22 protein-coding genes are annotated in these 24,559 nt (G+C 50.5%); 11 read left to right on the top strand and 11 right to left on the bottom strand.

From position 1 onward, the window contains the following. Nucleotides 1–25 precede the first annotated feature (25 nt). A complete protein-coding gene (locus HCX92_RS05975) occupies nt 26–436 on the top strand; it encodes a heme-binding protein (RefSeq protein ID WP_169294031.1) in 411 nt (136 codons plus the stop codon). Nucleotides 437–639: 203 nt separating this feature from the next. Continuing rightward, nucleotides 640–1,992: an NADP-specific glutamate dehydrogenase gene (gene gdhA / locus HCX92_RS05970; protein WP_169294030.1), complete on the top strand. Its 1,353-nt coding sequence runs from the start codon at nt 640–642 to the stop codon at nt 1,990–1,992. Nucleotides 1,993–2,318: 326 nt separating this feature from the next. Here the strand turns inward: gdhA and pnp are convergent, their stop codons facing one another. Both pnp and rpsO read right to left on the bottom strand, forming a co-directional pair. Continuing rightward, a complete protein-coding gene (pnp, locus tag HCX92_RS05965) occupies nt 2,319–4,472 on the bottom strand; it encodes a polyribonucleotide nucleotidyltransferase (protein ID WP_169294029.1) in 2,154 nt (717 codons plus the stop codon). 155 nt (nt 4,473–4,627) lie between these two features. Next, a complete protein-coding gene (gene rpsO, locus HCX92_RS05960; protein ID WP_169294028.1) occupies nt 4,628–4,897 on the bottom strand; it encodes a 30S ribosomal protein S15 in 270 nt (89 codons plus the stop codon). Nucleotides 4,898–5,099: 202 nt separating this feature from the next. Between rpsO and HCX92_RS05955 the strand changes: the two genes are divergently transcribed. Next, nucleotides 5,100–5,618, top strand: coding sequence for a hypothetical protein (locus tag HCX92_RS05955; protein WP_169294027.1), 519 nt, complete (start codon nt 5,100–5,102; stop codon nt 5,616–5,618). On the opposite strand, the gene pssA is transcribed toward HCX92_RS05955, so the two are convergent. The 6 genes from pssA to HCX92_RS05925 all read right to left on the bottom strand — a co-directional run bounded on the left by pssA (nt 5,615) and on the right by HCX92_RS05925 (nt 12,049). After that, nucleotides 5,615–6,379, bottom strand: a complete 765-nt coding sequence (gene pssA / locus HCX92_RS05950) for a CDP-diacylglycerol--serine O-phosphatidyltransferase (protein WP_169294026.1) — start codon at nt 6,377–6,379, stop codon at nt 5,615–5,617. The two genes, HCX92_RS05955 and pssA, sit on opposite strands and share 4 nt — an antisense overlap. A 9-nt stretch (nt 6,380–6,388) precedes the next feature. After that, nucleotides 6,389–7,042: a phosphatidylserine decarboxylase gene (locus HCX92_RS05945; protein WP_169294025.1), complete on the bottom strand. Its 654-nt coding sequence runs from the start codon at nt 7,040–7,042 to the stop codon at nt 6,389–6,391. A gap of 175 nt (nt 7,043–7,217) precedes the next feature. After that, complete coding sequence (gene pcaF, locus HCX92_RS05940) at nt 7,218–8,420, bottom strand: 3-oxoadipyl-CoA thiolase (protein ID WP_169294024.1); 1,203 nt, start codon at nt 8,418–8,420, stop codon at nt 7,218–7,220. A gap of 40 nt (nt 8,421–8,460) precedes the next feature. Continuing rightward, complete coding sequence (locus HCX92_RS05935; protein ID WP_169294023.1) at nt 8,461–9,096, bottom strand: 3-oxoacid CoA-transferase subunit B; 636 nt, start codon at nt 9,094–9,096, stop codon at nt 8,461–8,463. 13 nt (nt 9,097–9,109) lie between these two features. Further along, entirely contained in the window at nt 9,110–9,790 is a 681-nt protein-coding gene (locus HCX92_RS05930; protein WP_169294022.1) for a 3-oxoacid CoA-transferase subunit A, read from the bottom strand. 168 nt (nt 9,791–9,958) lie between these two features. Further along, complete coding sequence (locus HCX92_RS05925; protein ID WP_169294021.1) at nt 9,959–12,049, bottom strand: 3-hydroxyacyl-CoA dehydrogenase NAD-binding domain-containing protein; 2,091 nt, start codon at nt 12,047–12,049, stop codon at nt 9,959–9,961. 245 nt (nt 12,050–12,294) lie between these two features. Between HCX92_RS05925 and HCX92_RS05920 the strand changes: the two genes are divergently transcribed. The 3 genes from HCX92_RS05920 (at nt 12,295) to HCX92_RS05910 (ending at nt 15,152) form a co-directional block, all read left to right on the top strand. Beyond that, a complete protein-coding gene (locus tag HCX92_RS05920) occupies nt 12,295–13,488 on the top strand; it encodes an acyl-CoA dehydrogenase family protein (protein ID WP_169294020.1) in 1,194 nt (397 codons plus the stop codon). A 63-nt stretch (nt 13,489–13,551) separates the two neighbouring features. Next, nucleotides 13,552–14,700: an acyl-CoA dehydrogenase family protein gene (locus tag HCX92_RS05915; RefSeq protein ID WP_169294019.1), complete on the top strand. Its 1,149-nt coding sequence runs from the start codon at nt 13,552–13,554 to the stop codon at nt 14,698–14,700. 23 nt (nt 14,701–14,723) lie between these two features. Beyond that, nucleotides 14,724–15,152 carry a PaaI family thioesterase gene (locus HCX92_RS05910; RefSeq protein WP_169294018.1) on the top strand — a complete coding sequence of 143 codons (429 nt, stop codon included), beginning with the start codon at nt 14,724–14,726 and terminating at the stop codon, nt 15,150–15,152. 667 nt (nt 15,153–15,819) lie between these two features. Here the strand turns inward: HCX92_RS05910 and HCX92_RS05905 are convergent. Further along, on the bottom strand, nt 15,820–16,647 hold the full coding sequence (locus tag HCX92_RS05905) for an IclR family transcriptional regulator (RefSeq protein ID WP_169294017.1): 828 nt from the start codon (nt 16,645–16,647) through the stop codon (nt 15,820–15,822). Between the two features lie 384 nt (nt 16,648–17,031). Between HCX92_RS05905 and HCX92_RS05900 the strand changes: the two genes are divergently transcribed. From HCX92_RS05900 to HCX92_RS05890, 3 genes are read left to right on the top strand one after another with little or no spacing between them, the layout of a single operon-like run. Then, nucleotides 17,032–17,997: a nitronate monooxygenase family protein gene (locus tag HCX92_RS05900; RefSeq protein WP_169294016.1), complete on the top strand. Its 966-nt coding sequence runs from the start codon at nt 17,032–17,034 to the stop codon at nt 17,995–17,997. Nucleotides 17,998–18,052: 55 nt separating this feature from the next. Next, complete coding sequence (locus tag HCX92_RS05895) at nt 18,053–18,808, top strand: enoyl-CoA hydratase/isomerase family protein (protein WP_169294015.1); 756 nt, start codon at nt 18,053–18,055, stop codon at nt 18,806–18,808. Beyond that, a complete protein-coding gene (locus HCX92_RS05890; RefSeq protein WP_169294014.1) occupies nt 18,805–19,959 on the top strand; it encodes an acyl-CoA dehydrogenase family protein in 1,155 nt (384 codons plus the stop codon). The genes HCX92_RS05895 and HCX92_RS05890 overlap by 4 nt, the downstream gene beginning before the upstream one ends. Nucleotides 19,960–20,465: 506 nt before the next feature. Here the strand turns inward: HCX92_RS05890 and HCX92_RS05885 are convergent. Continuing rightward, entirely contained in the window at nt 20,466–21,422 is a 957-nt protein-coding gene (locus HCX92_RS05885; RefSeq protein WP_169294013.1) for a LysR substrate-binding domain-containing protein, read from the bottom strand. Between the two features lie 273 nt (nt 21,423–21,695). Between HCX92_RS05885 and HCX92_RS05880 the strand changes: the two genes are divergently transcribed. Both HCX92_RS05880 and HCX92_RS05875 read left to right on the top strand, forming a co-directional pair. After that, nucleotides 21,696–22,400 (top strand): pirin family protein, encoded by a 705-nt coding sequence (locus HCX92_RS05880; protein WP_169294012.1) that lies wholly within the window; start codon nt 21,696–21,698, stop codon nt 22,398–22,400. Nucleotides 22,401–22,496: 96 nt separating this feature from the next. Then, nucleotides 22,497–23,090 carry a nitroreductase family protein gene (locus HCX92_RS05875; RefSeq protein ID WP_169294011.1) on the top strand — a complete coding sequence of 198 codons (594 nt, stop codon included), beginning with the start codon at nt 22,497–22,499 and terminating at the stop codon, nt 23,088–23,090. 120 nt (nt 23,091–23,210) lie between these two features. Here HCX92_RS05875 and HCX92_RS05870 read toward each other — a convergent pair whose 3' ends face one another. After that, entirely contained in the window at nt 23,211–24,179 is a 969-nt protein-coding gene (locus HCX92_RS05870; RefSeq protein WP_248290008.1) for a tripartite tricarboxylate transporter substrate binding protein, read from the bottom strand. Nucleotides 24,180–24,559 lie beyond the last annotated feature (380 nt).

Raw genomic sequence — 24,559 nt, 5'->3', positions numbered from 1 at the left:
TCCCTGTTTAACACAAAGGACAACCATGAAAACAAAACCTGTACTTGAGCACGCTGACGTCAAAAAAATATTGGCTGCCGCCGTTGCCCATGCCCAAAAAAACAATTGGCCGGTCACCATTGCGATTGTGGATGATGGCGGACATTTGCTGGGTCTTGAACGCCTGGACGGTGCTGCGCCCATTTCAGCGCATATTGCCCCCGCCAAGGCAAAAACGGCGGCACTGGGTCGCCGTGAGTCCAAGGGTTACGAAGAAGTCATCAATCATGGCCGTTATGCCTTTTTATCGGTTCCCGTGCTGGAAGGCATGCTTGAGGGTGGCGTTCCAATCGTTATTAACGGTGCATTTATCGGTGCCGTCGGTGTTTCGGGCGTAAAATCCGATGAGGATGCGCAAATTGCCAGGGCTGGTATAAATGCCCTGGCACAACCCTGAATAATGTCCTGACGCATCCACCTTGATAAAAAGTCTTATTTTTACGTTCGATAAGGCTCTATTTTGCGTTAAAACAACCCGCATAAAAAAAATGTTTTTTTTCATTATCGCGGTGCACAATTATTTACCATGTCCTGTCATTTTTTTTTATAATAAAAAAACAAAATTTAATTATTCATAAAAACCTACATAACACCGCAACCATGTCTTATTTTGAACAAACTTTAACAAAACTGCAAAAATCCAGTCCCGGCCAGCCCGAATTTTACCAGGCCGTCCAGGAAGTATTGGAATCCCTTGAACCCCTGTTTGCGAAAGAAAAAAAATATCTTGAGCACAACATTATTGAACGCATCATCGAACCCGAGCGTCAAATCATGTTCCGGGTCGCCTGGATCGACGACCAGGGCAAGGTCCAGGTCAACAAGGGTTATCGCATAGAATTCAATTCAGCCATTGGTCCTTACAAAGGTGGTTTGCGGTTTCACCCCAGCGTTTCCAGTGGCATCATCAAATTCCTGGGTTTCGAGCAAATTTTCAAGAACTCCTTAACCGGACTGGCGATTGGTGGCGGCAAGGGGGGTAGCGATTTTGACCCGAAAGGCAAGTCCAATAACGAAATCATGCGCTTCTGCCAGTCGTTCATTAACGAGCTGTATCGTCACATTGGCCCCACCACCGACGTTCCTGCCGGCGATATTGGCGTTGGCGGTCGTGAAATTGGTTATATGTTTGGCCAGTACAAACGGCTTACCGGTCGCTATGAAGGTGTTTTAACCGGCAAGAAAATTCCCTGGGGCGGTTCATTGGCCCGTACCGAAGCAACCGGCTACGGTACCGTATATTTTGCCCAAAACATGCTGACCAACAACGGTCAGGCCCTTGAAGGCAAAACCTGCGTAGTATCGGGCGCCGGTAACGTTGCCATCTACACGATCGAAAAACTGTACCAGAACGGTGCCCTGCCCGTTACCTGCAGCGATTCACGCGGCTTTATTTACCACAAGTCAGGCATAAATCTTGAAACGCTTAAACAGCTTAAAGAAGTTGAAAGCGCCTGCCTGTCCAAATATGCCCAAATTCACAACGATGCGGTGTACACCCCGGTTTCCAACTATCCTGCCGGCCGCAATGCGGTCTGGTCGGTTCCCTGCGATCTGGCCTTCCCTTGCGCAACCCAGAACGAATTGAACCAGGCCGATGCTCAGGAATTGCTTAAAAACGGTTGTATCCTGGTAGCTGAAGGCGCCAACATGCCTTCCACCCCCGAGGCCGTAGAGGCATTCCTGAATGCAAAAATCATGTATGCGCCCGGCAAGGCAGCAAACGCCGGCGGTGTGGCCACCAGCCAGCTTGAAATGGCCCAAAATGCCAGCATGATCCAATGGAGCTTTGAAGAGGTGGATGTTCGCCTGAAAACCATCATGAAAAACATCTACCTGACTGCTTCAGAAACCGCCCAGGAATTTGGCCAGCCCCACAACCTGGTGCTGGGTGCCAACATTGCCGGTTTCCGCAAAGTGGCAGATGCCATGATTGACCAAGGCGTTGTTTAACAGCGGCACTGTCCTGGTTCCCACGCAGGAGCATGGGAACCAGCAAAGAGCGGTACTGTCCCCCCGTTCCCACGCAGGAGCATGGGAACCAGCAATGCTCTGAACCACTCGTTCCCACGCTCCCGCGTGGTAACGAGTACCACAGAACCTGGCTGTCATTAAGCCTTGGATAAAAAAAACGCTATCTTTCGGGATAGCGTTTTTTTATTGACTGCTGCCTGGACGTTCCCACGCGGGAGCGTGGGAACCAGAAATGTTACCATGCGAGAGCGTGGGAGCGAGCCCTTCACTCGCATGGCAACGGGCAATAAGCTCATTAAAGGTGATTACTCACCATCAGCCGGGGTTTCTGTAGGCTGAACAGAGCCTTCCAGGCCTTCCAGACCACCCAAAGCCTTGGCGGACAGACGCAGACGACCACGATCATCGGCTTCAATCACTTTAACTTTAACTTTCTGGCCAACGGCAAGCACATCGTTGATATTGGCAATACGGTAATTGGCAATTTCAGAAATGTGCAGCAAACCATCGCGACCCGGCAGAATCTGTACAATACCGCCAAAATCCAGCAGGCGCTGAACCGTACCGTCATACACCTGACCCACTTCGACCACAGCAGTCAATTCAGCGATACGACGCTCGGCCTCTTTGGCTTTTTCAAGATCAGCGCTGGAAATAACCACATCACCTTCATCACTGATATCAATATGGCAGCCCGTTTCTTCAGTCAGGGCACGAATGGTCGCACCACCCTTGCCAATCACGTCACGGATTTTATCGGGATTGATTTTCATGGTCAGCATGCGAGGCGCAAAGCTGGACAGTTCGGTACGTGAACCGGTAAGCGCTTCGTTCATTTTGCCCAGAATATGCAAGCGGCCTTCACGGGCCTGCGCCAAGGCAACCTGCATGATTTCCTTGGTAATGCCCTGGATTTTGATATCCATTTGCAAGGCGGTAATACCTTTTTCCGTACCGGCTACTTTGAAATCCATATCACCAAGGTGATCTTCATCACCCAGGATATCGGTAAGAACGGCAAACTTGCCACCGTCCTTGATCAGACCCATGGCAACACCGGCCACGTGATCTTGTACAGGCACACCTGCATCCATCATGGCCAATGAGCCACCACAAACGGAAGCCATGGATGAAGAACCGTTGGATTCGGTAATTTCAGAAACCACGCGAATGGTGTACTGGAAGTCTTCGTGTTTAGGCAAAGTGGCAACCAGTGCACGTTTGGCCAAGCGACCGTGACCGATTTCACGGCGTTTGGGAGAACCGAAACGGCCGGTTTCACCGGTGGCAAACGGAGGCATATTGTAATGCAACATGAAACGGTCGCGGTACTCGCCCATGACCGAGTCGATAATTTGCTCATCTTGTTTGGTACCCAATGTAGCCACCACCAGAGCCTGTGTTTCACCGCGGGTGAACAAGGCACTGCCGTGGGTACGGGGCAAGACACCCAGACGGATACTGATTGGGCGCACGGTGCGGGTATCACGACCATCGATACGAGGTTCGCCATTCAGGATTTGACCACGAACCAGGGCTGCTTCCAGGTCAAACATGATATTTTCAACCGCAACGGTATCAGGCGCTTCTTCATTGCGCTCGGCAGCCTGATCAATTAAGGTCTGCTTGACGCTGGCATACACTTCTTTCAGTTTTTCGGAACGCTCTTGTTTCTGACGAATTTGATAAGCGGCTTTCAGACCATTGGTAGCCAATGCGGTAACTGCGGCAATAAGCGGCTCGTTCTTGGGAGCAGGTTCCCAATCCCACTCAGGCTTGCCTGCTTCCTCAACCAATTCGTGAATGGCATTGATAGCCACCTGCATTTGCTCGTGACCAAACACCACGCCACCGAGCATGATTTCTTCACTTAATTGCCGGGCTTCTGATTCAACCATCAATACGGCCGATTCGGTACCGGCAACCACCAGATCCATCTTGGAGTCCTGGAGCTGGGAAACGGTTGGGCTTAACACGTACTGCTCATTGATATAGGCAACACGGGCCGCACCGATAGGACCATTGAACGGGATACCGGAAATAGACAAGGCAGCCGATGCACCAATCATGGCAACAATATCGGGATCAATTTCAGGATCTACGGACAGGACATGGATGATAACCTGAACGTCATTATAGAAACCTTCAGGGAACAAGGGACGCAGTGGGCGGTCGATCAGGCGGGATGTCAGGGTTTCTTTTTCTGAGGGTTTGCCTTCACGCTTGAAGAAACCACCGGGAATGCGACCGGCTGAATAGGTTTTTTCTACATAATCAACCGTTAGGGGGAAAAAGTCCTGGCCTGCTTTAGCCTGTTTGGCTGCCACAACGGTGGCCAGCACAACGGTATCGCCCATGGATGCAACAACGGCACCCGAGGATTGACGGGCGATCTCACCCGTTTCCAGAACAACAGTATGGGCACCATACTGAAATGACTTGGTCACTTTATTAAACATTTGTATTCCTTACAATAATTATTTGCCCGTTCACCACAAAAATGCACCATGATCCCATGCATTTAAATTTGGCAAATAAACAACAATAAAAAAACCGTGCACAGTACCAAAATAGTACTGTGCACGGTTTTATCCTTGGGCAAAAACCCCAAAAATCACTTACGCAGACCGAGTTTTTCGATAAGAGCGCGGTAAGAATCAGGGTTACGGCCTTTCAGGTAATCGAGCATTTTGCGGCGGCGGCTAACCATGCGCAGCAAACCGCGACGTGAGTGATGGTCTTTCATGTGTGTTTTGAAGTGACCGGTCAACTCATTGATGCGTGCAGTCAACAAAGCAACCTGAACTTCAGGAGACCCTGTGTCGCCTGCCTTACGGGCAAATTCTGAAACGATTTCTGATTTTTTGATATCTGATACTGACATAATAGTTCCTCTGGGACATGCGGTAACACTGAGGGGCATTACCGTGAATTACCATTAAAAATTAAATAAAATATAACAATGCCTGTGCGATAAAGGTATCATCAATACCAGTTTCATACACCTGCAAGAGCTAAGTAGAGCATTATAACTGATTCCACCAAATAATGCCCAATTTATCTTCGGCAACAAAAAGGAAATCAAAATGTTTACTCTGTCACAACAAAAGTGGATTAAACCAACCCTGCTGGCCTGCTCCCTGCTGGCACTTTCGGCCTGCACCACTTATCGGGACATCCCGCCCAACAGCCCCCTTGGCCTGGTCGAAAACCAGCTGGGTTTACCCAATTACCGCTGTACCCTGCCTGATGGCCGTCAAAGACTGGTCTGGAGCCAGCAGCCTATGGGACAATACGCCTATGGTGCCAATGTCAACCAGGATGGCCTGATAGACAAACTCCAGTCCTTGCTGACCGATGCGCATTTCAAGCGACTTAACGAAGGTCGCTGGACACCCGCTGATGTCGCCTGTGAATTTGGCCCACCCGCTGAAATAGACCGGACTGGCCTGGGTGAAAAAAATGAAGTCGTCTGGACTTACCGCTACAAACAAAGCAATGTCTGGAATTCAGTCATGTATGTTTATTTCGGACGCGATGGCGAGGCTGTGACCCATTACCATTCAGGCCCCGATCCCCGCTATGAGCGCTGGTTCTACGATTAAACGGGCGGATCATCGGGGTTATGACGGCTGTCGTAACGCTGGCGGATTTTACGCCAGCGCACATACCAAATGCCCCAACCTGACAAACCATAAATGACAAACAGCCCAAACAGTACAATCGGAGGATCAGCCGACACAACGGCAAAAACCAATACAACCGCCAGCATAATGGTGGCCGGTGACAGTTTTTTCTCGAGAGTCATTGACTTGCCACTGAAAAATGGCGCATTCGACACCATGGTAATACCGGTATAAGTGGTAATTGCAAAAGCAATCCAGGCCTGGAACTCGTAGTTGGGAATTTTATTATCCACGGAAAGCCAGACAAATCCGGCCACCAGGGCGGCTGCCGATGGGCTGGGCAAACCCTGGAAAAAACGACTGTCCACCACCGCGATATTGGTATTGAAACGGGCCAGTCGAATAGCTGCTCCAGCCACATAAATAAAAGCGGCAATCCAGCCCCAACGGCCAATATCCTGCAGCAGGTACTCATACATCACCAAGGCGGGCGCCACCCCAAAAGAAACAATATCTGACATGGAGTCATATTGCTCGCCAAAGGACGACTGCGTATTGGTCATCCTGGCCACCCGGCCATCCATGGCATCAAGCACCATGGCGGCAAAAATGGCAATGGCCGCCACCTCAAACTGGCCATTCATGGCCTGCACAATGGCATAAAACCCGGCAAACAAATTGGCGGTGGTAAAAGCATTAGGCAGGAGGTAAACACTGCGACGGCGTTGGAGATCATTCATGATGTTTTACTATTCAGCAGGTAAATCGGCCAGGGCCGTGCTGGTGGCACTGACTTTATCACCAATAACAACTCTTGGACGGGAGCCCAAAGGCAGATAAACGTCTACCCGGGAGCCAAAACGGATAAAACCGTAACGCTGGCCACGCTTGAGCTCATCACCCTGTTTTGCATAACATAAAATACGCTTGGCAACCAGACCGGCCACCTGCACAGCGGTAACGGTGCGTCCGTCGGGCGTTTCAAGCACCATGGCGTTACGTTCGTTTTCCAGCGAGGCCTTATCGAGGGCGGCATTAAAAAACTTGCCTGAAAAATACTGGACTTTTTTAACCGTACCATCAACAGGAGAGCGGTTGGAATGCACATTGAAGACATTCATGAAAACACTGATTTTGATGGCATCGCGCTGCGCATAAATATCATACACCTCTTCAACCGCCACAATGCGCCCATCGGCCGGTGACAACACCAAATTGTCCCCCTCCGGAGCGACCCGCTGTGGATCACGGAAAAACTGCAAGACAAACAGGGCAATAATCCAGAACGGAATGGAAACGGCAAAAGACCAGAGCGAAACGATCAGAGCGGCGACAATGGAAATTGCCAGAAAGGGCCAACCCTCTTTGGCAATTATGGGATGAGGGTAATGAGGTTTATTCATTCGATTTTTCAAGCAAGGCAAATAATAATAATTGCCCATTGTAATAAAAATAAATGCTTCGCGTACAAACAAAAAACCCAAGCCCGTATATAACAGGATTGGGTTTCTTGATTATTGAACCATTGTATTGACAGCCCCACTGCCCAGAAAGGAAAACAGGGCTGCCAGACAAGCATTAAACGCGTTCGATAATAACGGCAGCACCCTGGCCAACACCAATACACATGGTGCACAAGGCATAACGGCCACCAGTGCGTTGCAGCTGATACATGGCAGTGGTTACCAGGCGGGCACCTGATGCACCCAAGGGGTGACCCAGGGCAATGGCGCCACCATTGGGGTTCACGTGCTCGGCATCATCGGCCAGGCCCAGGTCACGGGTAACGGCCAATGCCTGTGCGGCAAATGCTTCGTTCAACTCGATCACATCCATTTGATCAAGAGTCAAACCTGCTTTGTCCAATACCTTGCGAATGGCAGGTGCAGGACCAAAACCCATGATGCGTGGCGCAACACCGGCGGTTGCCATGGCAACCACACGTGCCTTGGGGGTCAGGCCGTATTTTTTGACGGCTTCGTCAGAAGCCAGCAATACAGCACATGAACCGTCGTTAACACCCGAGGCGTTACCGGCAGTCACTGACCCCCCCTGACGAACCACACCTTTCAGTTTGGCCAGTGTTTCGGCTGTGGTGGCACGTGGGTGCTCATCGGTGTCAAAAATTTTAGGATCGGCTTTTTTCTGGGGAATGGAAACCGGGATGATTTCTTCCTTGAAAACACCTTCTGCAATCGCACGTGCGGCACGTTGCTGGCTACGCAGGGCGAAAGCATCCTGGTCTTCACGGGAAACCTTGAAATCATCAGCGACGTTTTCAGCCGTTTCAGGCATGGAGTCAATGCCGTACTGCTCTTTCATCTTGGGATTGACAAAACGCCAGCCAATAGTGGTGTCTTCAATTTTGGCAGTCCGTGAAAAAGCGGTTTCGGCCTTACCCATGACGAATGGAGCACGTGACATGCTTTCAACACCACCGGCAATCATCAGGTCAACTTCACCGGATTTGATCGCACGGGCAGCGGTACCAATCGCATCAAGACTGGATGCGCACAAACGGTTCAGGGTGGCACCGGGCACTTCAACCGGCAGACCGGCCAGCAAACCGGCCATACGGGCCACGTTACGGTTATCTTCACCCGCCTGGTTGGCACAACCGTAAATAATATCGTCCAGTTCGGCCCAGTTGATGGAAGGATTACGCTCTACCAGCGCCTTGATAGGCAAGGCAGCCAGGTCATCGGTACGAACGGTAGACAGACTGCCGGCGTAACGGCCGATAGGAGTACGAACGGCATCACAAATATATGCATTAGTCATTTTGCTGATTTCCAGAAAAAGATAAAAAAATTAAAAACGATTAGAAAATGAGTTTCGCACCTGTGCGAGCCTGCAAGTCCTCATCACTGATATCCACCAGCTTTTCAATAACCTTGACACCCTCGGGGGTAATCTCAAGCACGGCGATATCGGTATAAATACGGCTGACCACACCCAGGCCGGTAACAGGCAAGGTACATTTTTCAAGAATTTTGGGAGAACCGTCTTTGGAGTTGTGCTCCATCAGGATATACACTTTCTTGGCACCTACGGCCAGATCCATGGCACCACCGACTGCCGGAGGCTCACCGGGACGACCCAGCGACCAGTTGGCCAGGTCACCATTGGCGGCAACCTGCATGCCACCCATGATACATAAATCAAGGTGACCGCCACGCATGATGGCGAAAGAATCCACGTGATGGAAGAAAGAGCCGCCTGTTAGCAGGGTTACCGGCTGTTTACCGGCGTTGATCAACTCAAAATCCTCTTCCCCTTCAGGCGGGGTTGGGCCCATTCCCAGAATACCGTTTTCGCTATGCAGCAACACTTCATCTTCAGGGTTAAGGTAATTGGCCACCAGGACGGGAATACCAATTCCCAGGTTTACATAGCTGCCAGGAGGAATATCTTTTGCCAGGCGTTCCGCCATTTGCTCGCGTGTGAACTTTTCCATTTTATTGTTTTCCTTAGCTAGAGATATGAGGATTTTCAACCTGAACCACGCGGTTCACGAAAATGCCCGGTGTAATGATATGCTCGGGATCCAGTTCACCCAGTTCAACAATTTGCTTAACCTGAACAATGGTGGTTTTGGCCGCCTGACACATGACCGGACCAAAATTGCGTGCTGCCTTGCGGTACACCAGGTTACCCCAGCGGTCACCCTTTTCAGCCAGAACGAATGCAAAATCACCATGAATGGGATACTCAAACACATAGTGCTGACCATTGATTTCGCGGGTTTCCTTGCCTTTGGCCAAATCGGTACCGTAGCTGGTACGGGTATAGAAACCACCTAAACCGGCACCGGCTGCGTGCAGACGCTCGGCAATCGTACCCTGTGGCACACACTCGAGCTCGATCTTACCGGCCTTGTATTTCTCATTGAAAACATTCGAATTGGATGACTTCGGAAATGAACAGATGATTTTGCGAACGCGATCTGCCTTAATCAGGGCTGCCAGACCGGTCTCAAAGTTACCCGCATTGTTATTGACAACCGTCAGATCACGGGCACCCTGGTCAATAAGGGCGTGAATCAATTCGGTCGGATGACCGGCACCGCCGAAACCGCCAATCAGGACGGTAGCGCCGTCAAATACGTCCGCGACAGCTTCTTCAACGCTGCCACAAATTTTATTTATCATATCTAAAGCCTTAAGTTTACGACTAATGAAAATGTGATCAATCAGCACAAAGGCAGCCTGATTTTTACACCGTAGCAATTAATCCCGAATGGCCATTTGCGTGCCATTCGGGATATCAGTACTGTCTTTGAGATCGTTAATTTTAACGTATCCTGTCGTACTAATTGCTTATTTCAGGGGTTCGTTGGATTCTGCATGTTTTTCAAGCAACGGAGAAACCTGCCAGAACCTGGCTTCTGCTTCGGAAGCAGCGGCAAACCGCTTGATGGCCCGTACGACATTAAACAGGCCAACCTGCTGTGCATAGTGCATTGGGCCGCCACGATGAGCCGGGAAACCATAGCCGTTCAGGTAAACAACGTCAATGTCGGAAGCACGCAGGGCAATGCCCTCTTCCAGAATCTTGGCACCTTCATTAACCAGCGCGTAAACGCAGCGGTTAACAATTTCCTGGTCACTGACCTCACGCGGTGTGATACCACGGGCTTCGCGGAATTCCCTGACAATGTTCTCAACCACTGGATCAACAATAGGCGTACGGTTACCAGCCTCATATTTGTACCAGCCCGCACCGGTTTTCTGGCCAAAGCGGCCCGCTTCACAAATGCGGTCGGCCACCACCGGCACATAGGCTTCAGGATTGGCTTCTGCACGACGCTTGCGCACGGCCCAGCCAATATCCAGACCGGCCAGATCGGCAACACGGTATGGACCCATGGCAAAACCGAAGTTCTCAAGGGCTTTATCAATTTGTGAAGGTGATGCACCGGCCAGCATGGCGTTATCGGCCGCATCACGGTAGGCATACAGCATGCGGTTGCCAATGAAGCCGTCACAAACACCAGAGACCACCGGTTTTTTACCGATTTTCTTGCCCAGTGCAATGGATGTGGCCAGCACATCTTTCGCGGTTTTTTCACCACGCACGATTTCCAGCAATTTCATGACGTTGGCAGGACTGAAAAAGTGCAGGCCAATGACATCTTCGGGGCGGCTGGTAAAACCGGCAATCACGTTAAGGTCAAGGGTAGAGGTGTTGGAAGCCAGGATGGCGCCTTTTTTCATGACACGGTCCAACTCTGAAAATACGGCTTTTTTGACATCCATGTTTTCAAATACCGCTTCAATCGCCAGGTCGACATCGGCAAAATCATCGTAGCTAAGGGTGGTTGACAGCAATGCCATTCTTTCTTCAACCTGTTCTGCCGTAATACGACCTTTTTTCATGGTGTTTTCGTAGTTGCGGCGAATGGTGGCCACACCACGGTCCAGGGCTTCCTGCTTCTGCTCGAGCAACACCACCGGAATACCGACGTTCAGGAAGTTCATGCTGATACCGCCACCCATGGTACCGGCACCAATCACACCCACTTTTTCAACCTTGCGCAACAAGGTATCGGCGGGCACGTCAGGAATCTTGGTGGCCGCACGTTCGGCACTGAAAATATGACGCATGGCCGCAGACTCGGGAGAGCTCATGAGCTGCAGGAACAATTCACGCTCGTATTTCAGACCTTCATCGAATGACATGAAAACACTGGCTTGTACCGCATCCAGGCATTTGAGCGGAGCGATTTGGCCTTTCTTGCCATTTTCAAGCTTCTCACGGGCGGCATCAAGGATTTCACGGGCACCCTCGGGGCTGATTTCAATATCACGCACACGCTTGAGCGGCAGATTTTGTGCAACCACTTCTTTGGCAAAAGCGATGGCAGCATCAACCACGTCAGTTTCAACCACTTTATCAAGCAAAGCGGTATCGGCCAGCGCCTTGGCCTTGATGATTTGCCCGGTGGTAATCATGTGCAAGGCTTTTTCCAGCCCGACCACACGTGGCAGGCGTTGTGTACCACCCGCGCCAGGCAACAGGCCCAGCTTCACTTCAGGAAGACCGATTTGCGCATGGGCTGCGGCCACACGGTAGTGGGCACCCAGGGCCAGCTCAAGGCCACCGCCCAGGCAAACGCCATCAATGGCGGCCACAACCGGCTTGGTGACATTTTCAAGTACTTCAATCACGACGCGCAGAATGGGTTGCTGCAAAACCTTGGGGGTGCCAAATTCGGTCACATCGGCACCACCTGAAAACGCGCGTGCGGAACCGGTAATGACAATGGCATCAACCCCACTGTCCGCTTCGGCCTGATCAACAAAAACAACCAGGCTTTTCCTGAGCTCGTAGCTCATTCCATTGACGGGAGGGTTCTGAAACGTAATTAAAGCTACACGATCTTTAATTTCATAAGTTGCGTGACTCATTCTTAATCTGGCTCCAAAGGGCTATTCAAACTACTTTGTTATTAACAATTCCGCAATGCGGAAATAACGGATTCCAATAATAATACACCATATTATTCGCCAAATACCTTATTCTTAATGATATGCCGGTTAAAACACGATGCTTTTAATGAGGGCGAATTCAAGGTATGATAATTCCATTTTAAAGATTTTCATTTTGCAATGCAGAATTACCTATTCTTCTTAAACTCTACAGAGATATAACCATGGATATCAATTTCAATGCGGAACAGCTCGCGTTCCGGGAAGAAGTCAGGACTTTCCTGAAAAATAACGTCAGTGACAGTATCAGGGCAAAAATTTTCAACTGCGAACCGCTAGGCAAACAGGAGCGGGTGGAATGGCAAAAAACCTTATACCGTCAGGGCTGGGGCGCACCCGCCTGGCCGGTTGAATATGGTGGCACTGGCTGGGATGCCGTGCAACGTCATATTTTTGAAGAAGAATGTGCCACTTATGGTGCACCTGAGCAGCTGTCTTTCGGGCTGAAAATGGTGGCACCGGTTATCCAGAAATATGCCTCACAGGAAATCAAGGACCGTTTCCTGCCCCGTATTATTTCAGGCGAAGACTGGTGGTGCCAGGGATATTCCGAACCCGGCGCCGGCTCGGATCTGGCCTCTTTGAAAACCACTGCCGTGCGCGATGGCGATCACTACATCGTGAATGGCCAAAAAACCTGGACCACCCTGGCCCAGCACGCCGACTGGATTTTCTGTCTGGTGCGCACCGACCCTGAAGTACGCAAACAGGCGGGTATTTCCTTTTTGCTGATCGATATGAAAACCCCCGGCATTACCGTACGCCCCATCATTATGCTGGACGACGGACACGAAGTGAACGAAGTATGGTTTGAAAACGTAAGAGTGCCCGTTTCCAATTTGGTGGGCGAAGAAAACCAGGGCTGGACTTACGCCAAATTCCTGCTGGGCCATGAACGTACCAATATTGCCCGGGTTGGCCGCTCCAAGGCCGCACTGGCCCGCGTTAAGGAAATGGCCCGCAAGCAGCCTGGCAATAATGGCAAACCGCTCATTGAAGATCCGCGTTTCCGTGACCGTCTGGCCCAGATTGAACTGGATCTGATGGCGCTGGAAATCACCAACCTGAAAGTGGTGTCGGCCGATGGCAAGCAGCACACACCCGGCCCTGAGGCATCCATTCTTAAGGTAAAAGGCTCCGAAATTCAACAGGACATCGCTGAACTGGCCTCACTGGCCTTGGGCAATTACGCACCTGCCCATATTATGGATTCTTCCCATGAAGATATCAGCAGCGCATTCCCGGCCGATTTTTATCATTTAACGGGCAATTCGTTCAACGTACGCAAAACAACCATTTATGGCGGTTCAAGTGAAGTGCAAAAATCCATTATTTGCCGGATGATTCTTGGCCTGTAAGGCATAACGGCGATATTGAACCCACTTACCTGAACTTAGTAAACGAATATCTGGAGCTTTTCCATGGATTTTAATTTCACAGAAGAACAGCTGGCGCTGGAAGATACCATCAGCCGGTTTATTAACAAAGACTATGCTTTTGAAGCAAGAAGAAAACTGGTCGCCAGTGAAGAGGCCTATGACCGCAATGCCTGGAATACCTACGCCGAGCTGGGTATTTTGGCCCTGCCTTTTCATGAAGACCTGGGTGGCCTGAACGGTACACCACTGGATACATATCTGGTCATGAAAGCGCTGGCTCCCGGCTTGATTTTAGAGCCTTATGTCAGCACCGTAGTGCTTTCAGGCGGTCTGATTAACGCGTTGGGTACGGCAGAGCAAAAAGAAACACTCATTGCCGGAATTGCCGACGGCTCTGTCACCTATGCCTTTGGCCATTACGAACCCGACTTCCGTTACCTGGAAAAAATGGTGTCCACCAGCGCCACAAAATCGGCCAACGGTTGGGTACTTAGCGGACAAAAAGCCATGGCCATCGACGCCCCCAGTGCCAGCCAGCTTTTGGTATCAGCCCGCACCAGTGGTGCAACCGGCGATGAGGAAGGCATTAGCGTTTTCCTGCTGGACCCTGCCACTCCCGGCGTAACACTGAAAACCTACAAAACCCACGATGGCCATTATGCCGCTGATATCGTGCTGGACAATGCCGAAGTGCCTGCCAGCGCCCTGCTTGGTGAAGAAGGCAAGGCCCTGCCCGCGATTATGGATGCAATTGCCCAAACCAACGTGGCCTTGTGCGCCGAACTGGTTGGGTTAATTAAAGCTTTGAATGATGCCACCCTTGAGTATTTAAAAACCCGCAAGCAGTTTGGCGTGGCGATTGGCACGTTCCAGGCTTTGCAACACCGCATGGCTGATATGGCGATTGCCGCCGAGCAGGCAAACTCAATGGCACTGCTGGCCGCGATCGAGATGCAGAACAAAAGCCTGCAGCACCGGATTTTCAAGGCATCAGGCGCGAAAGCTTATATTAGCAAACTGGCTCGCAAGGTTAGCCAGGAAGCGGTGCAGATGCACGGTGGCATGGGGGTTACCGATGAGCTGAATGTGGCGCATTTTTTCAAGCGTGTGAATTTGATTAACACGATGTTTGGCGATCACGATTTCCATATGCAACGCTATAGTGATATGCTTGACGTCCCTTTGAATTAACTTTTTTACATACTAATAACACCATGAGCAATCACGATATTCCCAGCGGGTTCCGTTTGTTGAACAGGAACAGCCCTTTTTCAGATTTGACGGGCCCTTATTATGAGCAGGTTGATGAGAATGGCAAACATACTGTTTTAGGTATCCGCCTGACTCACGAGCATTTGAATAAGATCGGGGTGGCCCATGGTGGCACGATGATGACGATTGCCGATAATGCTTTCGGTGATGCGATCCTGGCCCATTACGACCATCCGGTGGCTTTTGTGACGGTGACGCTGAATAGCGAGTTTATGTCACCGGCCAAAGCCGGCGATTGGGTGGAGGCACGGGTCAAGATTCATCGTGCCGGCAAACGGATGATTTTTGCCAGCTGTGCACTCACGGTTGAAGGCAAGAATGTGTTCAACGCCAGCGGCGTGTTTTCGCTGATTGAAAAGCGCCCAGCTTAAACCGCTTACACCCTCGCTCCCACGCGGGAGCGAGATGCCCCTCGTTCCCACGCTCTGCGTGGGAATGCCTATCCCAAAACAGCATCAGCTCACTCTCCCACTCGTTCCCATGCTCCTGCGTGGGAATGCATACCCAAAAATAGCACCAACCCACTCCTGCCCGGAAATGCATAAAACCAAACTACTGGCAAACAACGTGCGCCAAGTACACCCCCCACTTTGCTCCGACGCCGCTTCGCGCCGAAGTCGCTGCAGTGGGGGGTGTACTTGTCACACTTGCGTTAATTCAGAATTCAGAAGGAAGTTCACCTCAAACTGCGCTGCACATTCTGCAATGCTGAAGGAGCTCCCACGCAGAGCATGGGAACTGGATCAGGCTTCTGCCACCGCTGAAAAAACCAACCTGTGAACCAGCCTTCTTGAAACTGACAAAGCGGGGATTCACCTTGCAGGTGCAGCGACTTCGGCGCGCAGCGGCGTCGGAGCAAACCTGCAAGGTGAATCACCGCGCTGTTTATTTAGAAACCTGGCGTTCCCACGCAGGAGCATGGGAACGAGAAAAGGCAAGAATGTGTTCAACGCCAGCGGGGTATTTTCGCTGATTGAAAAGCGCCCAGCTTAAACCGCTTACACCCTCGCTCCCACGCGGGAGCGAGATGTGCCCCCCCTACACCTGCCCCATGGATTCTTTCAGCCGCTGCACAATTCCCTGCAACCGCGGACGGACTTCTTCAAGTAGAAAATCGGCAGACAAGCTAAAGGAAGGCCCACCGCAGCTAAGCGCCATGATCGGGTAATTGGGGCCCAAATTCACACCCACCGCAATCGCATTCACGTCTTTTAACCAATCACCAAAAGAGCACGTGCACCCCAGGCGCTCATAATCCCGCATTGCCTGGTTAATCCCGTCAATAATCGCCTCACTTGACTGCTCATCCAGCTCTTGCACTCGCTCTATAATCTCGTTACGCTCGGCCAGGCTTGACTCAGCCAGATACGCTCTTCCCATGGATGACGTGGCAATCGGAATACGGGCACCCACATCAAGGCTGAGCGTAAGCGCCGAACGGCTGCGGCAGTTTTCTATATACAGCATGGAAAGCCGGTCACGGGCGCCCAGCGTTACCATACCCTGGGAAAAATCGGCTACCTCTTGCATCAGCGGACGCGCCAGCTGACGAATATCCAGCTTGGCCAGCATCCCCACGCCCAATGACAGGGTAGCCATACCCAAACGGTATTTTCCACTGGTTTCATCCTGGGTTAAATAACCCAGTTTAATCAAGGTGGAGGTAAGCCGTGAAACCGTTGACTTGGGCAAACCGCAGCGCTGGGCAATTTCCTGGTTGCTCAGCACCTTGTTGCCTGAACGGAAACACGCCAGGACTTCAAGACCGCGGGCCAGAGCAGTCACAAAATGACGGTCATCTTTATATTTTTGTATAACCGAATCAGTCAGGCTTACTGAGCTGTTGGTACGCTTGGATAGTGTCATGTTCTTTTATTTATAGTCAGCATCTTTTATGAGTTTTCATTTGGTAATAATTGGCCTTGGCATATATGGCAGGAAAGCCTGAGCCTTCCCCTGTTACCAAGGCCGATCATTTGCCATGAATGCTACCATACCGGATCAATAATGAAAATATATTTTGCCATGCGGAATAAAGGGCCTTTACGCTAAAACATTTTACACCCGCCTTCAACTTCATCCCAACCGATTAAGGCATTCACCAAATCTGATTAGCACAGGGTAGCGTTACCCGTTAAAATCAACTATTGGAATAGCGTATTGAATCAGGCCAGGTGCCTGGTGAGATAACTTTCCGGCCCAATTCCATACCGCATAGCAAAACAACAACTTCATTCAGAGGCATATACAATGGCACACCCTATCGTTGAAAAACTTCACCAGCAAATGACATTACCCGTTATTTGTTCACCCATGTTCATCGTTTCAAGCCCCACCCTGGTGATTGAGCAGTGTAAAAGCGGTGTTATTGGGTCTATGCCAGCCTTAAATGCCCGCCCTTCCGAGCTGCTTGATGACTGGCTGGCGCAAATCAGTGAAACCCTTGACGATGTGCGCAGCAAGGAACCCGGTCGCAAAGTGGCACCTTACGCCATCAACCAGATCATTCACGCTTCCAATGACCGGCTTGATAACGACATGCAAACCTGCGCCAAACATAAGGTTCCCATGATTATTACCAGCCTGCGCGCGCCCGATGACGTGGTCAAGCACGTGCACGAGTGGGGCGGTTTGGTTTTCCATGACGTAACCACCATTCGCCATGCAGAAAAAGCCCTGGAGGCCGGTGTGGACGGCCTTATCCTGGTGGCCAGTGGCGCGGGTGGCCATGCCGGCAAACTCAGTCCCTTTGCCATTTTGCCCGAAGTGCGCAAGTTCTTTGATGGCCCCATCGCCCTTTCCGGCTCCATTACCAATGGCAGCAGCGTTCTGGCCGCCCGGGCCCTGGGTGCGGACTTTGCCTATATTGGCACACGCTTTATTGCCAGCCATGAAGCCAATGCCGATGAACGCTACAAAAAAATGATTGTGGAATCGTCAGCCAAGGATATTTTATACACCCCGTTTTTTACCGGCATTCCCGGCAACTATCTCATTCCCAGCATCGTTGCATCAGGCCTGAATCCCGAAAGTCTGACCGAAGAAGAAAAACTGGCCACCAACTTTGGTTCTACCCGGGTCAAGCCATGGAAAGATATTTGGGGTGCAGGCCAGGGGGTCGGCAGTATTGATGCGGTTGAAAGTGCGGCCGACATCGTTAAAAACATGAAGCGGGAATATGACGCTGCCCGTCAGCGCATTATGGCAGAACTGTAACTTTTATGCTCATGCCCCTCACACCACTGTCACTCCTACCCCTGGCAAAGAACCCATGACGCAAACTGTTTTACTTTCCGAGCACAATAAAGTGCTGACGATTACGATTAACCGCCCCGAGCGGCGCAATGCCCTGGATACGGCCACTTATGACGCGCTTACGCAGGCATTTGAATCGACCACCGGACGCAACGACTTGCATGCGATTATTCTGCAAGGTACCCAGCAATACTTTACCGCCGGCAATGACCTGCGTGACTTCCAAAGCAAGCCCAAAGGCGAAAGTGCGGGCCTGCGTTTTTTAAGGTCCCTGGTTAACACCGATATTCCCGTGATTGCCGCGGTGGAAGGTGCCGCGATTGGCATTGGTGTTACCATGCTAATGCATTGCGATTTTATTATTGCCGCCAGCGACACGACTTTCCGGATTCCTTTTGTACCCTTGGGGTTATGCCCCGAAGGCGCTTCCAGTGTATTATTGGCACAGTATGTAGGCATCCGCAAAGCCAACGAGTGGCTATACCTTGGCCAGCCTTTCACTGCCCAGGAAGCCTTAGAGAGCAAATTCATTAACGAACTGGTTGCGCCGGGCGAAACGCTGGACAAAGCAAGTAAAATTGCAAATACCATGGCCGCACAGTCTTTGTTATCATTAAAAACCACCAAGTCCCTGTTGAAAAGGACTTTAACCCCGTTAATTAACGAATCCCTTGACTGCGAACGTGAAGCCTTTGTCAAGTGCCTTATTTCTGACGAGGCACAGGCGGCATTCCAGCAGTTTTTTACTAAACCAGAGAAGTTGAAATCATGATTAGAGATCAAGAAACCCAGACATTATTAGAGGACAGCCTTCGTCGCTTCATTAACGAAGTACTCGTCCCGGCCGAGGAGCAAGTCGCGGAAACTGATCAAATCCCCGCAGAAATCATTGAGCAAATGAAAGAGCTGGGCCTTTTTGGCCTGACCTTGCCCGAAGAATACGGCGGTCTGGGTTTGACGATGGAAGAAGAAGTGCGCATTGGCTTTGAGCTGGGCCAGACTTCTCCCGCTTTCCGTTCTTATATCGGTACCAACAATGGTATCGGCGGTTCGGGCATTATTATTGATGGTACGCCCGAACAAAAAGAAAAATACCTGCCCCGCATGGCTGCCGGTGAATTGATCGGCTCTTTCGCCCTGACCGAGCCCGAAGCTGGTTCTGATGCCGGCTCACTGCGTACCACAGCGGTTCGCGATGGTGATTTTTATGTATTGAACGGTACCAAACGCTTTATTACCAACGCCCCCCATGCCGGTATTTTCACGGTCATGGCACGCACCTCCACCGAGATCAAAGGTGCCGGTGGCATTTCCGCTTTTATCGTGGAAGCCAACACCCCCGGCTTGTCATTAGGCAAAATCGACAAGAAAATGGGCCAGAAAGGCGCTCACACTTGTGACGTTATTTTTGAAAACTGCCGTATTCCTGCCAGCCAGCTGATTGGTGGCGTGGAAGGCGTTGGTTTCAAAACCGCGATGAAAGTACTGGATAAGGGTCGTCTGCATATTTCGTCTATCGCAACCGGTGCCGCCAAACGGATGTTGCGTGATGCGCTGAATTATGCCAAAGAGCGCAAACAGTTTGGTCAGCCTATTGCCAACTTCCAGTTGGTGCAGGGCATGCTGGCAGACAGCAAGGCTGAAATTTATGCAGCCGAGTGTATGATTCTTGACGCGGCACGTCGTCGCGATGCCGGCGAGAATGTATCTGCCCTGGCTTCTTGTGCGAAGTATTTCTCTACCGAGATGTGCTGCCGCGTGGCAGACCGTGCGGTGCAGATTTTTGGCGGTGCGGGTTATGTGTCTGAGTACGGTATTGAACGTTTCTATCGTGACGTTCGTTTGTTCAGGTTGTATGAAGGTACTTCACAGATCCAGCAAGTTATTATTGCGAAGGATTTGATCCGGAATGATTCCATCTAATTCTGATTGGATGTATTAACCTGTTTTAGATACCCTAACCTGATTAGATGTTGATGCGCAGTCTGTGACTTTATGTCCCAGACTGCGTTTTTCATTCCCCTCCCGTGGAGGGGTGGCAGGCGAAGCCTGACGAGGTGGTTGCATAAAACAATGAGGTAATCAAACGAAGCGACAGGGTGCTGTCATAAAGCAATGGGCTGGTTGAATAATTTCCAGGCGGATGTTTTTCTGAATTCTATTTTAATAGCGGTGTGGCAAGTGCAGCCCACTTTGCTCCGACGCCGCTACGCGCCGAAGTCGCTACAGGGGGCTGCACTTGCCACACCTTTTGCCTAATTTAGAAAGAAATGCTTGTGCCCGTTTTCGGGTACCTAAAAACAAGGGAGCGCAACAAACCTGGATAATACCAGCCAGTCTTCCGTTTGCTGCCAATGGATTTTTAACATACAATTGAATAGCAGGAAGCCAAAATATTTTCAGATATCACGAAGAAAAATAAATCCCCATCAAACAATCTGCAACAACTGGGGCCGCTTATACAGCTGCATCCTGGTAAACGCCACCATCCGCTCAAACAAATCGGGTCTTGCCAGCCGCTTCTGCCACCAGGCCAGCGCCTTGCCCGGTGATTCATTGCGCCAGGCCACATACAGCGTCTCTATCGGCTTCGGAATGCTGACCTCCATTTCAACCAACAACCGCTGGCGCACCGCTTCTTCGACATAAGGCGCTGGCAAAAAACCAAACCCCAACCCTGCCATTTGATATTCAAACTTGCTTAACAAATTGGGCACCGTAATACTGGACTGCCCCGACAACACCCCGACCGTGCGGGCCGGCAACCTTCGGGCTGAATCCGACACCACAATGGCATGATGTGCCAGTAAATCGGCCTGCGTTAGCGGACGATCCATCTGCGCAAGTGGATGACTGGGTGACACCACAAAACTAAACGGCATCTGCCCGATCAAATGTGTGTGGTACTCGCCACTTAAAGAGATATTGTCAATCGTAACCCCAATAAAAATATCGGTTCTGCCATCCTGAAGCGACTCCCAGGTGCCAGACAGCACCTCTTCTGAAACCCGTATACCCGTTTGACTGGTTTCCTGGTGGAAAGCCTGCAAATCATCCTTCAGACAAAGTGAAGAAAACATAGTATTGACACCAATCCGCAACTCGGTTTCCCACCCACTGGCAACCCTTTTCACCCTGTTTTCAAGCTCGGCCGCAGCCTGCATCAGCACCCTTCCCTCTTTCAGCAACTCGGCACCCGCCCGGGTCAGGCTGATTTTGGGGCCGTTGCGCACAAACAATTTAACATCCAGGTTTTCTTCCAATTTCTGTACCGTATAAGAAACAGCAGAAGGGACGCGAAACAATTCCTTGGCAGCACCGGCAAATGAACCGTGCCGGTCAATTGCATCCAGCAAATTCAAAGCTTCCAGACTGATCTTGAACATGAAAAACCCTTAATCCATTTCGCAACACAGGCCACCAAACCGTTGACCGTTGACCGTTGACCGTTGACCGTTGACCGTTGACCGTTGACCGTTGACCGTTGACCGTTGACCGTTGACCAAGTCATTATATTCAAATAATTTGATGATACACCATAAAACTTTCCGTTTTTCAAACAAAAATAAATAAAGCATAATACCTGCATATTGAATTTAAACAGTTTTTATAAAAAAATAATTTTTAAATAAACTGTTCTTAGATGAAAGGAATATGACATGTTATCAATTACCAGAAGTCATGAACGGGGACACGTCCAGCACGGCTGGCTGGACAGCCACCACTCATTTTCATTTGGCAGTTACTACAACCCCAAACAAATGGGTTTTGGCCCGCTTCGCGTGATTAATGAAGACAGGGTGGAACCCGGCCAGGGCTTTGGCACCCATGGACATGAAAACATGGAAATCATCAGCTATGTGCTGTCAGGTGCACTTGAACACAAAGACAGCATGGGCAATGGTTCTATCTTGCGTCGCGGCCAGGTTCAGCGCATGAGCGCTGGTACCGGTGTCTTGCATAGCGAGTTCAATCCTTCCGCCTCTGAAGAGTCCCATTTTCTGCAAATCTGGCTTTATCCCAACCAGAAAGATGTTGAACCCAGCTATGAGGAAGCCGTTTTTAACGACGAAGACAAACAGGATAAGTGGTGCCTGATCGCCTCTGGCAATGGTGAACAGGGTGCCGTGCGCATTCACCAGGATGCCAAACTCCATGCGGGTATTTTTAACGGCACCCAGGCCCCCGAATACACGCTGGCCAACGACCGCATTGCCTATATTCATGTCGTGAAAGGTGACATCACCATTAACGGCCAGCAACTGCATACCGGCGACGCGCTCAAGCTGACGGCCGAATCACGGGTTCAGATTCAGCAAGCCAATAATGCCGAAGTCCTATTATTTGATATGATAGCCCGCTAAACAGCTGTCATAAAACGTTTGATTGCCATATAAGGTTCCGGATGGCAACGTAAAAATCAGCAGGAACTGAATAATTATTTTTTCGTAAGGTTAGACATGAGTTTTTTAGATAAATTGAAATCCCGTCGCAGCATCTACGCATTGGGTCGTAACGTAAACACCGACAACAGCACGATTGAATCCGTTATCAAGGAAGCCATCCGCAACTCCCCTTCCTCTTTCAACTCACAAAGCTCACGTGCCGTTATCCTGCTCAACGGCGAACACGAGGCATTCTGGCAAATCGTTGAAGACACCCTGCGCGCGATTGTGCCCGCTGATGCTTTCGCTGCCACCGAAGCCAAAATCAACGGTTTCCGTGCCGGTCACGGTACTGTTCTGTTCTTTGAAGACCAGGACGTTGTCAAGGGCTTGCAAGAAAAGTTTGCCGCTTACGCCGACAACTTCCCGATCTGGTCAGAGCAGGCCTCTGGCATTGCCCAGCACGCAGTATGGCTGGCCCTGGCTGACCACAACATTGGCGCATCATTGCAACACTACAACCCTATCATTGACGAACAGACAATGAGCCGCTGGAACCTGCCTGCCAGCTGGAAACTGCGCGCCCAAATGCCTTTTGGCAGCATTGAAGCCCCCGCTGCTGAAAAAACATTTATGGATGATGCAGAGCGCTTCCGCGTCTTTGCCTGATTTTTGCAAGCTGTACAACCCATGCGAAGCGCTCCGCATGCGGTTGTGCAGACCGGCAAACAGCCATAACATAAAAAAGCCCGACCAGTGGTCGGGCTTTTTGCATGAAGCGACAATTAATTACTCATTGCCCATTCTTTGGATCACGTCTTTTTCGTTCTCAAAGTTCTCAATCGCAAACTGGGTATAAGCCTTGTTATCCATATAATAAGTTCTTACACCGTAATCCTTGATGACTTTAAGGAAATCCGGATCTTCCATGGCCGCTTTCACTGCCAGGTCAAGCTTTTCAACAATTTCCTGTGGCAAGCCTTTGGGGCCGGCAATACCCAGCGGAGAAGGAATCACCACTTCATAACCGGATTCGGTCAGGGTTGGAATATCAGCAAAGGCTTCGGGACGTTTTTCTGCTGCCACACCCAATACACGCACCTTGCCAGACTCCATGAATGGAATGATGACATTGGTGGACATGACGGCATCCAGATGGCCGCCCATCAATGCACCAATAGCCTCAGAGTCTGACTTATAAGGCACGTGAGTCACATCAACATCTGCCGCTTTGGCCAATTCCACAATCGCCACGTGGTTACCGGAATAACGACCGGGAGAGCTGATGGTCACTTCGCCGGGGTTTGCTTTAGCATGCTTGAGAAACTCGTCCAGTGTTTTATAAGGAGAATTGCCATCAACACCCAGTGCAAAGTCATAGCTGGCAAAAGCGGCAATATAACTTAAATCCTTGATGGGGTCGTAACGGGTTGCCTGCAAGTAAGGCTGACGGAAAATACCCACCGGTGTCAAAGCCAGTTTATAGCCATCGGGTTTGGTATTGACCATTTCATTGGCGCCCATGGAGCCGGCTGCACCGGGTTTGTTTTCAACCACAATGGTTTGACCCAGCTGTTTGGACAGACTTGCGCCCAATGCCCGTCCGATCAGGTCGGTGGTACCACCTGCCGCATAGGGAACAACCAGCGTAATGGGTTTGCCAGGGTAATTTTCTGCGCCCTGCGCCATTGTTGTCGAGGTAAAAAAAGCAGCGCCTACAGCGGTACTTAATACAGCCAATTTAAAGAATTTTTTCATAAATAAATATCTCCTGCTTCCGTGATCGGAATAATATCAGGCACAGCGCCCGGTAACCACATTGGGTATATTCTATCACCAGACGGGTTGATTTCTCTTGCTTGACATCCTCGCCCTCCTAAAGGAGGGCGATTCCTGCGGCGCTAAACAAGGGCGACCCCCTGTCCAGTCGCTTCGGCGGGTTCCTGCTTCGCTGGACGGTTTGACTGCCCCCTTCCTCCACAGGCCAACACGGCATGCCCTGCCGCTAAGATATTGATCGCGCCGACCAGATCGGCGTTTTCGCATTCCGATCAGGCCGACCAATTCGATCAATAATTATAAAATCATGTTTTGCATTGCGGAATGATTTAACTCAAGAATTTAACGCAAAAAAGGAA

Origin of the sequence: Advenella sp. EE-W14, from assembly GCF_012923605.1 — a bacterium.
Classification (GTDB): Bacteria; Pseudomonadota; Gammaproteobacteria; order Burkholderiales; family Burkholderiaceae_B; genus Advenella; species Advenella alkanexedens.
The sequence above is the reverse complement of the archived record's forward strand: the minus strand, read 5'-3'. Positions and strand labels throughout refer to the sequence as shown.